Origin of the sequence: Clostridium sp. AM25-23AC, from assembly GCF_003435125.1 — a bacterium.
Taxonomy (GTDB): Bacteria; Bacillota; Clostridia; order Lachnospirales; family Lachnospiraceae; genus Pilosibacter; species Pilosibacter fragilis.
Genome location: NZ_QWGI01000003.1, coordinates 20,248 through 32,382 on the forward strand (window position 1 = coordinate 20,248; position 12,135 = coordinate 32,382).

General features: G+C 50.4%; 9 protein-coding genes. 8 read left to right on the forward strand and 1 reads right to left on the reverse strand.

Annotated elements, in window-relative coordinates; all coding sequences use genetic code 11:
- Positions 1-23: 23 nt before the first annotated feature.
- From guaB to DW677_RS02495, 3 genes are all read left to right on the forward strand, one after another.
- A complete protein-coding gene (gene guaB / locus DW677_RS02485) occupies positions 24-1,478 on the forward strand; it encodes an IMP dehydrogenase (RefSeq protein ID WP_117469874.1) in 1,455 nt (484 codons plus the stop codon).
- A gap of 114 nt (positions 1,479-1,592) precedes the next feature.
- Entirely contained in the window at positions 1,593-2,492 is a 900-nt protein-coding gene (locus DW677_RS02490) for an AEC family transporter (RefSeq protein WP_117552204.1), read from the forward strand.
- 201 nt (positions 2,493-2,693) lie between these two features.
- On the forward strand, positions 2,694-4,247 hold the full coding sequence (locus DW677_RS02495; RefSeq protein ID WP_117552203.1) for an ABC-F family ATP-binding cassette domain-containing protein: 1,554 nt from the start codon (positions 2,694-2,696) through the stop codon (positions 4,245-4,247).
- 125 nt (positions 4,248-4,372) lie between these two features.
- Here the strand turns inward: DW677_RS02495 and DW677_RS02500 are convergent, their stop codons facing one another.
- Positions 4,373-5,791, reverse strand: coding sequence for a spore germination protein (locus DW677_RS02500; RefSeq protein WP_117566428.1), 1,419 nt, complete (start codon positions 5,789-5,791; stop codon positions 4,373-4,375).
- Between the two features lie 850 nt (positions 5,792-6,641).
- Between DW677_RS02500 and DW677_RS02505 the strand changes: the two genes are divergently transcribed.
- From DW677_RS02505 to DW677_RS02525, 5 genes are all read left to right on the forward strand, one after another.
- A complete protein-coding gene (locus tag DW677_RS02505; protein ID WP_117469870.1) occupies positions 6,642-8,573 on the forward strand; it encodes an NAD(+) synthase in 1,932 nt (643 codons plus the stop codon).
- The gene (locus DW677_RS02510; protein WP_117566429.1) at positions 8,570-9,352 is read left to right on the forward strand and encodes an RNA methyltransferase; all 783 of its coding nucleotides are present in this window, start codon (positions 8,570-8,572) and stop codon (positions 9,350-9,352) included. Before DW677_RS02505 ends, DW677_RS02510 begins: the two co-directional genes overlap by 4 nt.
- Positions 9,353-9,364: 12 nt before the next feature.
- The gene (locus tag DW677_RS02515) at positions 9,365-9,808 is read left to right on the forward strand and encodes an NfeD family protein (RefSeq protein WP_117469869.1); all 444 of its coding nucleotides are present in this window, start codon (positions 9,365-9,367) and stop codon (positions 9,806-9,808) included.
- Between the two features lie 160 nt (positions 9,809-9,968).
- Complete coding sequence (locus tag DW677_RS02520) at positions 9,969-10,904, forward strand: SPFH domain-containing protein (protein WP_015554882.1); 936 nt, start codon at positions 9,969-9,971, stop codon at positions 10,902-10,904.
- Positions 10,888-12,033, forward strand: coding sequence for a patatin-like phospholipase family protein (locus DW677_RS02525; protein WP_117469867.1), 1,146 nt, complete (start codon positions 10,888-10,890; stop codon positions 12,031-12,033). The genes DW677_RS02520 and DW677_RS02525 overlap by 17 nt, the downstream gene beginning before the upstream one ends.
- Positions 12,034-12,135 lie beyond the last annotated feature (102 nt).

A 12,135-nucleotide genomic window follows, 5' to 3' on the forward strand; every position in this document is an offset into this window, starting at 1 on the left:
GAAGAAAGAGAGGGAACCATAAAATGGGTAAGATCATTGGTGATGGTATTACATTTGATGATGTGCTCCTTGTACCTGCATATTCTGAAGTAATCCCAAATCAGGTTGATGTTTCAACACACCTGACAAAGAAAGTCAAACTCAATATTCCATTTATGAGTGCCGGCATGGATACCGTTACTGAGCACCGCATGGCGATCGCTATGGCGCGACAGGGCGGAATCGGTATCATTCACAAAAACATGTCGATCGAGGCGCAGGCTGAAGAGGTAGATAAGGTAAAACGTTCTGAAAACGGAGTAATCACAGACCCATTTTATTTGTCCCCGGAACATACATTAAAAGATGCAGATGAGCTGATGGCAAAATTCCGCATTTCCGGTGTTCCGATCACTGAGGGTAAAAAGCTCGTCGGAATCATCACAAACCGTGATCTGAAATTTGAGGAAGATTATTCCAAGAAGATCAAAGAGTGCATGACTTCCGAGCATCTGGTTACAGCTAAAGAAGGCGTAACCATGGAAGAAGCAAAGCGCATTCTTGCAAAGGCAAGAGTCGAGAAGCTTCCGATCGTAGATGAAAACTTTAACTTAAAAGGACTCATTACGATCAAAGATATCGAGAAACAGATCAAGTATCCGAACTCCGCAAAGGATGACCACGGAAGACTTCTCTGCGGTGCTGCAATCGGAATCACAGCAAATGTTCTTGAGAGAACGGAAGCCCTTGTAAATGCAAAGGTCGATGTTGTTGTTCTCGACTCTGCGCACGGACACTCTGCGAACGTTATCAACTGCGTAAAGATGATCAAGGAGAAATTCCCGGATCTTCAGGTAATCGCCGGTAACGTTGCAACGGGTGAGGCTACAAGAGCCCTGATCGAGGCCGGCGTTGACGCTGTCAAGGTTGGTATCGGACCGGGATCGATCTGTACGACACGTGTCGTTGCAGGTATCGGTGTTCCGCAGATCACTGCGGTTATGGACTGCTATGCAGTTGCGAAGGAGTACGGTATTCCGATCATCGCCGACGGCGGTATCAAGTATTCCGGAGATGTTACAAAGGCTCTCGCAGCCGGCGGTAATGTCTGCATGATGGGATCCATGTTCGCGGGCTGCGATGAGAGCCCGGGAGACTTCGAACTTTATCAGGGAAGAAAATATAAAGTTTACCGTGGAATGGGATCCATTTCCGCTATGGAGAACGGCAGTAAGGACCGTTACTTCCAGTCGAACGCGAAGAAGCTTGTTCCGGAAGGCGTTGAAGGACGTGTCGCTTACAAGGGATTCGTTGAGGATACCGTATTCCAGATGCTGGGCGGTCTTCGTGCCGGTATGGGATATTGCGGTGCTCATGATATCAAAGAGCTTCAGGAGAACAGTCATTTTGTTAAGATCTCCGCAGCCGCACTCCGCGAGAGCCATCCGCATGATATCCACATCACAAAAGAGGCTCCGAACTATAGCGTAGACGAATAATTTTAATCCCGAGAGGGCAGCAAAGGGCTGTGCAGGCGGCGGAAACGCTGTTCCCTGCATAGCCTTTTTTCGGACTGTGTGTATTTAGAAATAAGGGACCAGATGGAAAATTTTATGAAGATGCTTTCGACCCAGGCGATCCTGCTCGTGTACATGGCGGTGGGATTTTACTGCAGAAAGCGTGGAATTATTGAAAAAAAGATGCAGGGAAAGCTCACGGATTTTGTTCTCAGGATCACGCTGCCCTGTATGATCTTTAACTCCTTCAGCATGCATATCACATTGGACATGTTAAAACAGGCAGCCCTGTGTCTCGGAGTGGCATTTTTTATCTGCTTCGCGGCATGGATAGGTGGAAAAGTTGTCTACAACATGTATCCGAAGGAGAAAAAATCCGTCTTACAGTATGCCACACTCGTCAATAACGCGGCGTTTTTGGGGCTGCCGATCGTGAAGGCGGTGCTCGGCGAGGCGGGAATGTTCCTGGCGTCGATCTTTATTATCCCGAACCGTATCTTTATGTGGACGGCGGGAGTATCGATTTTCACGGCGGAGGCGGATAAAAAGGCGGCGTTTAAGAAGGTCATGCTGAATCCGTGCGTGATCGTGATCTTTATCGGACTTTTCAGAAGCTTCACAGACTTTACTCTGTCGGAATTTCTGGCAAAGTCTATCACAGGACTTGGAAACTGTACAACTCCGCTGTCCATGGTCCTGATCGGGACGATGATGACGGAACTGACGCCGGCGTCCTTTAAGGACTGGAGTACTGTGTACCTGGCGTTTATGCGCCTTGTGGCACTGCCATTTCTGGCGCTCTTTATCATGCGCCTGTTAAATGCAGATCCGATCATGACAGGGTGCGCGGTGATTCTTACAGCGATGCCTGCGGGAAGCACGACGGCGCTTCTGGCGGAGAAATATGGATCGGATCCGGTGTATGCGTCGAAATGTCTGCTTACCAATACACTGTTCTCTCTGATCACAATTCCGATCATGACATTATTTATATGAGGGTGCTATGTGCCGGTGGCACATGTCCAACACTGACCGAAGCGGAGCGTAGATGCGGGAGCACGTAGTGCGGAGCAATCCGGTATCAGGGAGGTCAAAAGACTTTTTGCCCTCAACATCATTTATATAGGTTTACCTGGGGTTCCAGGAGAAAGGGAAAACGGCTGAATTTTAAGGAAAAGCCGGAATAAAAGAAGTTTTATGAGTATTTTAAATGTAGAACACCTGAGCCATGGTTTCGGAGACCGGGCTATCTTTACGGACGTTTCTTTCCGCCTGTTAAAGGGGGAACATATCGGTCTCATCGGAGCAAACGGTGAGGGAAAGTCCACATTTATGAATATCATCACCGGGAAGATGATGCCGGATGAGGGAAAGGTTGAGTGGTCAAAAAATGTCCGTGTGGGCTACTTAGACCAGCATACCGTGCTTGAGAAGGGTATGACGATCCGCGACGTGCTTAAGAGTGCCTTTTCCTTCCTCTTTGAGATGGAGGAGAAGATGAACGACATCTGCGCGAAGATGGGAGATGCGTCCGAGGATGAGATGAACGCCATGATGGAGGAGCTGGGAACGATCCAGGATCTTCTGATGGCACATGATTTCTACATTATCGACTCCAAGGTGGAGGAGATCGGACGCGCCTTCGGCCTCGACGAGATCGGTCTTGACAAGGACGTTGACGAGCTCTCCGGCGGACAGAGAACGAAGGTCCTCCTCGGAAAACTTCTTCTTGAGAAGCCGGATATCCTGCTCCTCGACGAGCCGACAAACTATCTGGATGTACAGCATATCGAGTGGCTGAAGCGGTATCTTCAGGATTACGAGAACGCTTTTATCCTGATCTCCCACGATATCCCTTTTTTAAACAGCGTGGTAAACCTGATCTACCATATGGAGAACCAGAAGCTTGACCGCTATGTGGGTGACTATGACCGGTTCATGGAAGTCTACGAGATGAAAAAGAGCCAGTTGGAGGCAGCTTACAACCGCCAGCAGGCGGAGATTGCGAAGCTTCAGGATTTCGTTGCGAGAAACAAGGCCCGTGTTGCGACGAGAAACATGGCGATGTCGAGACAGAAGAAGCTGGACAAGATGGAGGTCATCGAGCTTGCAAAGGAAAAACCGAAGCCGGAGTTCCATTTTCTGAATGCAAGGGCAACCGGAAAACTGATCTTTGAGACGAAGGATCTTGTGATCGGTTATGATGAACCACTTTCAAAACCGCTTAATTTCCTCATGGAGCGCGGAGAGAAGATCGCGGTCATTGGCGCCAACGGTATCGGAAAGACCACCTTCTTAAAGAGCATTCAGGGCCTGATCCCGGCAATCTCCGGAAGTGTTGAGGTCGGTGATTACCAGTTTCCTGGCTACTTTGAGCAGGAGATGGCACCGGGAAATACGACGACCTGTATCGAGGAGATCTGGAAGGAGTTTCCGTCCTACACCCAGTACGAAGTCCGCTCTGCCCTTGCAAAGTGCGGCCTGACTACAAAGAATATCGAGAGCCAGGTCCGCGTCCTCTCCGGTGGTGAGCAGGCGAAGGTCCGCCTCTGCAAGCTTATGAACCGGGAGACCAACGTTCTGCTTCTCGACGAGCCGACGAACCATCTGGATGTGGATGCAAAGGACGAGCTTAAGAGAGCGCTTTCGGAGTACAAAGGAGCGGTCCTCCTCATCTGCCACGAGCCGGAGTTCTATGACGGACTGGTGTCAAAGGTTTGGGATCTCAGTAAGTGGTCGTTAAAGATTTGATATATTTACAATTGAAGAAATCCGTGTCCTGCATAACGAAATCTGCAGGACACGGATTTTTTGTGCAATAAGAAATTCCGAGGAATTCCCTATTGCACAAAAGGCACATTCTTTTTTAAGACGATTCATCGCTGGCTTTTCTCTGTATGCGGCAGCCGTCCCCGCAGAAACCGCTTTTTGATCTCCGGCCACGAAAACGGGATCAGCGGATAGATATAGCTCTTTCCGGCGATGGTGCGGTTGAATACGATGGAGCAGACGGCGATGGCGGTGCCGAGGATGAAGCCCCAGACGTTTAAGAGGGAGGTCAGGATCAGCAGGATCACACGCATGAATTTTAGCGCGTAACCCATCTCGAAGCTTGCCTGGGAGTAGTTGGCGATGGTGACGAAGGCCATATATAACATCGTCTCCGGGTTGAACCAGCCGGATTTTACGGAGTACTCACCGAGAACAATACCGGCGATAACACTTAACGGTGTGGTCAGCATGCTGGGCGTATTGACAGCGGCGAGGCGCAGGCCGTCGATGGCAAATTCCAGGATCAGGAGTTGGAAGATCAGCGGCACATACATGTCATCCGCCAGCTTGATAAACTCCAGCCAGCCTGGGATCCAGTTCTGGTTCTGCATAAAGAGAAGCCACACCGGGGTCAGAAACAGGGTGAGGAAGGAGACTGTCATCCTGGAGAGACGCAGGTAGGTTCCGGTCACCGGCGGGAAGTAGTAGTCATCTGCCTCCTCGATAATATCGAAGACTGAGGACGGCAGGATCATGCAGGCGGGGGAATTGTCAACAAGGATGACGATGTTTCCCTCCAGAATAGACGCCGCAGCCGTGTCCGGACGTTCAGAAAAACGGAATTTTGGGAACGGGTTGAACCATTTGTGGGGAAAGATACATTCTGCCAGACTTTCCTGATTCATAGTCAGAGCATCTACATGCAGATTTTCGATGCGGTCCTTGATCTTATTTAGCAGGTCCTCGTCCACACGACGTTTCATGTAGCAGATCGCAATGTCTGTGTGGGAGCTTTCTCCGGTCTGCATGATCTCCACCGTGAGATTCACGTCCCGGATCCGGCGGCGGATCAGGGCGGTATTGAAGATCATGGTTTCCACGAAGCCATCCCGGGATCCTCGGAGCACCTTGTCTTTTTCGGGCTCCGAGACCCCGCGGGCCGGGTAAGTACGGCAGTCGATGAGGATTGCCCGGTCATACCCGTCGATTAAAAGACAGGAGAGGCCGGAGAGGAGTTGTGTAAAGATATTTTTATCATCGGTCTCCACGGTGGTCTCGCCGTAATGGACGTACTGCTTTGCGAAATCATGGGCAGATGATGGGAACGAGTCCGGTTTTACGGAGGCGAAATCCTGCATCAGGCGCAGAAGGATCTCGTCCTTTGTGAAGCCGTCAATGAAGTACAGGCAGGCTTTTTTGTCCGCAATAGTGAGAGTGTGGTAGACGATATCGAAGTTTTTTTGGACATCCAGGATCTCGTGAAAGCGGGAGATGTTCTGATCGAAATTGGATGAAATGTTCATGGATATCATGTCCTTTCAAGAGTTATGATGATGTAGAGTGTTGCAAGCAACCGCGTTCGGTGCGAGAATGTGCCAAGGTACATTTCTTTTAAAAAGCAGACCCGGTGATCAATAATCGAAAGGGGCAGTCATGAGTCACGTGAAGGGGGAGTGATTCCTTCAGACGATATTTTGCAGATATTATTTCAAAAAAACATGAAATTATACGGGACATACCTGCGGCCTGCAAACCGCCGAAAATGCGTACTGTATACAAAGTCCCAATTCCACTGGGCAGAACCACCATAGAATAGATTGTTTTTTTGTAAAAACAACGAATCTGCTTTTCCCCAGCGGACATTTGTGCGAAAGATAGTAAATATATACAATAAAATTGTGCAAATTTAACTATATTTACCATAGCATTTCCGGTAATATTTTGTTATACTGCATAAGCATTGAAATTGAAGGGGTATCAATTTCGAGGAACTGTATAATGCAAGGAAATTGTACGTGAATGAAAGGCTGTGCTCAGTGGGGGAGCACAGCCTTTCGCCGTTTAAGCGCTGCCCGTATGCAGTTCAGCGAATGTGAGTGCTTATGCAGGCAAGAGTGCAGCGCACACATATTTGCCAGACTGACGCATGGTCGGACTATTCATGAAATATTTCTTAAACAGATGAAAATCCATAGCCCTTTTCAGAAAAAAAGTGTATAATAAAAAGTAATCATTCAGCCATACGGAAATTTTCAAAACAATAGAAAGCCCGTTTATGACTGAATTGTTGTATAACGGTAGATATTCCAAAACTGACTGAAATTCTGCGCTGCAGCGCGGCTATCAAAGTCGGAATGTAATAAGGAGAGCAAAATGAAAGACGGATTTATCCGGGTGGCGGCGGCCACCCCAGATTTAAAGGTTGCAGATCCTGTGTTTAACCGGGAACAGACCTGGAAGATGATGCAGGAGGCAGCATCCCGGGATGTAAAGATCCTGGTGTTCCCGGAGCTCGGTCTCACCGGATACACCTGCAGTGACCTGTTTCTGCAGGACACCCTGATCGATCAGGCGAAGGAAGAACTCTTATGGCTCTTAGACGCATCAAAGGATATGGATATGCTGACCTTCATCGGACTTCCGTGGATGAAGGACGGAAAACTCTACAACGTAGCGGCTGCCATCAAGGATGGCGAGCTTTTAGGCCTTGTTCCGAAGAGACATCTTCCGAACTATTCTGAATTCTATGAGCTACGCCATTTCAACCCGGGTCCGGTAAAACCGGATGTGGTAGAGTGGGGAGAGAGCCTGATCCCGTTTGGAAGCAAGATCCTGTTCCGCTGCACGAATATCCCGGAACTCATAGTCGCCGCAGAACTCTGCGAGGACGTATGGACGATGGATCCACCGAGCGTCTCCCACGCGAAAGCCGGAGCTACCGTGATCGCAAACTGCTCCGCCAGCGATGAGACCACAGGAAAAGCGGGATACCGTGAGACATTGATCGCCGGACAGTCTGCCCGCCTCGTATGTGCGTACATCTATGCCAATGCCGGAGAGGGCGAGTCCACCCAGGACCTCGTCTTCGGCGGACATGATATCATTGCCGAGAACGGAAATATCCTTGCGGAATCCGAGCGTTTCAAAAACGGCATGATCACGGCGGACATCGATCTTTACAGACTTAAAAACGAGAGAAGAAGAATGACCACATGTCAGCCGGGTGCGGAGACTGAGGACTATGATTACATGGACTTCACCTTAAACAAAACGGAGCTCACATTAAAACGCTATGTCGATCCGGCACCTTTCGTTCCGTCAAACGAGAAAGAGAGAACCGCCCGCTGTGAGGAGATCTTAACGATCCAGGCCATGGGCTTAAAGAAACGTCTCGCCCACACCGGTGCCAAGAGCGCAGTTGTAGGAATCTCCGGCGGACTCGACTCCACCTTGGCACTTCTTGTCACAGCGAGAGCCTTCGATATGCTGGGCATTCCGAGAGAAAATATTCTCTCCGTCACGATGCCGTGCTTCGGAACTACGGACAGAACCTACAACAACGCAGTCACACTCACAAAGAAGCTGGGCGCGACGTTAAAAGAAGTAAATATCAGAAAAGCAGTTTCCACCCACTTCGAGGATATCGGACATGATCCGGCGATCCATGATGTGACTTACGAGAACTCCCAGGCAAGATACCGCACCCTGATCCTCATGGACCTTGCGAACAAGACGAACGGCATGGTCATCGGAACAGGAGATATGTCTGAGCTGGCTCTTGGCTGGGCGACCTACAACGGCGACCACATGTCCATGTACGGCGTGAACGCGTCTGTTCCGAAGACGCTTGTTCGTCATCTTGTCCGCTACTACGCGGATACCTGCGGCGACAAGGCCCTGGCAGATGTACTCAACGATGTTCTCGATACCCCGGTGAGCCCGGAGCTTCTGCCGCCGGAGGACGGAAAGATCTCCCAGAAGACGGAGGACCTGGTCGGACCTTACGAGCTTCACGATTTCTTCCTCTATTATATTCTCCGTTACGGTTATCATCCGGCGAAGATCTACCGCCTGGCGAAGATCGCTTTCGCGGGAGTTTACGAGGACAAGGTGATCTACAAGTGGTTAAATACCTTCTACCGCCGGTTCTTCGCACAGCAGTTCAAGCGTTCCTGCCTGCCGGACGGCCCGAAGGTCGGATCTGTTGCGGTTTCTCCGAGAGGTGATCTCAGAATGCCGAGCGACGCAGCGAGACGGATCTGGATGGATGAAGTGGAGAAACTTGACCCGGAGGAAGGGAGATGATCACAAGCACAAAAAATGACCAGGTAAAAGCAGTCATTGAATTAAAGAAAAAAGCGAGAGCGAGAAATGAGCAGGGACTTTTCGTCGTCGAGGGAGTGCGGATGGCCGCTGAGCTCCCGAAGGATCAGGTTAAAAGTATCTATGTTTCTGAAACTTTCGCGAAAAATCCGGAGAATGCCGCAATTCTTGCGGAGTACCCGGGATACGAACTTGTCAGCGACTCTGTGTTTGCGGTGATGTCCGACACGCAGACGCCCCAGGGTGTGCTGGCACTTGTCAGACAGTTTTCCTACGGAATGGACGAGCTCTTAAAGAGTGACCGTCCAGCTCATCTGATGGTGCTGGAAAATCTTCAGGATCCAGGAAACCTGGGAACGATCCTGAGAGCCGGAGAGGGCGCGGGGATCACGGGACTCATTATGAGCCGTGATACTGTGGATATCTACAACCCGAAGGTGATCCGTTCCACCATGGGATCCGTGTTCCGTGTCCCGTTCTTCTACACGGACGATCTGGAGCAGACCGTTCTGGATCTGAAAGCGCGGGGGATCCGGGTATTTGCGGCCCATCTCGCAGGAAAGAATAATTACGAGCAGGAAGATTATACTGGTAATACGGCGTTCCTGATCGGAAATGAGGGAAACGGGTTGACAGAAAAGCTTTCCAACATGGCAGACACCTGGGTGAAGATCCCCATGGAGGGAAAGGTGGAGTCCTTAAATGCCGCCATCGCAGCATCGATCCTGATGTTTGAGACGGCAAGACAGCGGCGCGCGTAAAGGAGTGATTTTATGGATATGATCGGATGGCTTGTGGCCTTTGTAATTCTGATCGGAATCGAGGCGGCGACCATGGCGCTCACGACGATCTGGTTTGCGGGTGGGGCCGTATTCGCGTTCTTTGCTGCGGTACTTGGGTTTTCCATACAGACGCAGCTTGTGGTGTTCCTGATCGTATCGTTTATCCTGCTTCTCTTTACAAGACCGCTCGCCATGCGGTTCGTCAACCGGGAAACCGTGAAGACGAACGTTGACGGGTTGATCGGAAGGAGGGCAAAAGTGATCACAAAGATCGACAACAATGAACCGTCCGGTGCCACCGTTGTCGACGGTCAGGAGTGGACGGCAAGATCCATGGATGACGCGGTGACGATCCCGGTGGGGACCCATGTGGTCATAAAGGAAGTCCGGGGCGTGAAGCTCATTGTGGAGCCGGTTTCTGAGAAGGATGTGTAAAATCTAAAATGAAGAAGATTCATTTTGGAAGTTTACAGACCTGAAAAATACATGTCTGTTGTTCAAAAGAAAAGTTTCAGGCTTGCTCATAGGAATATGAACGGGTCGAAGAAAAAAGGGAAAAAATAATTCCCCATAAAACATAAAGGAGGACATAAATATGCCAACAATTTTAGTATTAGTACTGATCTTTATCATTCTGCTGATCCTCGTTTCCTGCATCCGCATCGTGCCCCAGGCACAGGCGATGGTAGTGGAGAGACTCGGCGCGTACCTTGAGACATGGAATGTGGGAATCCACTTCAAAGTTCCGTTTATTGACCGCGTTGCAAAGCGGGTCCTCTTAAAAGAGCAGGTCGTTGACTTCGCTCCGCAGCCGGTGATCACAAAGGATAACGTCACCATGAAGATCGATACGGTCGTGTTCTTCCAGATCACAGACCCGAAGCTCTACGCATACGGTGTTGAGAACCCGATCATGGCCATCGAGAATCTGACAGCCACCACGCTTCGAAACATCATCGGTGACCTGGAGCTCGACCAGACCTTAACTTCCCGTGAGACCATCAACACAAAGATGCGTTCCGCCCTGGATGTTGCCACGGACCCGTGGGGCATCAAGGTAAACCGTGTGGAGTTAAAGAATATCATTCCGCCGGCAGCGATCCAGGATGCCATGGAGAAACAGATGAAGGCAGAGCGTGAGCGCCGTGAGGCGATCCTTCGTGCGGAAGGTGAGAAGAAGTCCACGATCCTCGTGGCAGAGGGTAAGAAACAGTCCGCGATCCTCGACGCGGAGGCAGATAAGCAGGCAGCGATCCTTCACGCGGAGGCGGAGAAGGAGAAACGGATCCGCGAGGCAGAAGGCCAGGCGGAGGCGATCATCAAGATCCAGCAGGCGAACGCCGATGGTATCCGCATGATCAAGGAAGCCGGAGCAGACCAGACAGTTTTGCAGTTAAAGAGTCTTGAGGCGTTCGCGAAGGCGGCAGACGGCAAGGCAACAAAGATCATCATCCCGTCTGAGATCCAATCCCTCGCAGGTCTTGTGACAAGTGTAACGGAGATCGCAAAAAAGAGTGAAACTGAGAATTGATCTTGAAAAGGAATATGGAATCGTTTTAGAGGGCGGCGGTGCCAGGGGCGCATACCAGATCGGTGTCTGGAAAGCGCTCCGGGAAGCCGGCATGAAGATAAAGGGTGTCGCGGGAACGTCCGTTGGGGCGTTAAACGGCGCCCTGATCTGCATGGATGATCTCGGGAAGGCGGAGGAGATCTGGGGAAACATGACCTACTCCACCGTGTTCAATGTGGACGATTCCATGATCGGAAAATTAAAGAAATTTGGCGTGCGATCCATGAAAGTGACCGACGCGGCGGCAGAATTCAGACGGCTGTTTTCAGACAGGGGGCTCGATATCGCCCCACTCAAAAAACTTCTGGAAGAGACGGTGGATGAGGAGCGGATCAGGCGCTCACCACGGGATTTCTGCGCCGCGTCCTTTTCAGTCACGGACCGGAAAGAGGAGGACTTCGATGTAAAGGCAGCACCTCTGGGGACCATAAAGGATATAATGATGGCCAGCGCCTATTTCCCAGGATTTAAGCAGGAAAAGCTGGGTGGAAAGACGTATCTTGACGGCGGCAGCGTCAACAATGTGCCGGTGGATCTCCTGACGGACCGGGGATATAAGGATATCATCGTGATCCGCCTCTATGGGATCGGCGTGGACCGGCGAAGGTTCATGGATATCCCGGAGGACGTGACGGTCCACGAGATCGCGCCAAGAAGAAATCTCGGCGGGATCCTGGAATTTGACAGTGCGAGAACGAGGAAAAACATGAAGCTCGGCTATTTTGACGGGCTGAGATTCCTCTACGGACTCTGCGGAAGGAAATATTATCTTGACATGCCATATTCCGAGGCGTATTATTTTGGCAGGATCATGTCGGAACTTGACATGTTTAAGGAGTGGCTGAGACCTTATGTAAAGGAACATGAGTTTGCAAAGCTCACAGGCTATCGTGTATACACGGAGAAGATATTTCCGTTTCTTGCCAGGAAGCTTCGGCTGCAGCCGGAATGGGATTACAGGGATCTCTACGGGGCAGTCCTGGAAGTGTTCGCGAAAAAGATGCAGATGGAAGTCTACGAGGTTTACACGCCGGACGATATCGTGGGGAAGATCCATGAACTTTTTTCAGACAGGCTGACGATAGGATAGGGAAGCGTGGCAGCACATCGGAAGTCTTTCAAAAGTACCAGGCAGCACGGCTGATCCTGGGAAAACGACAGATCCGGCAGAAAATATGAGGAGAACGCTGAA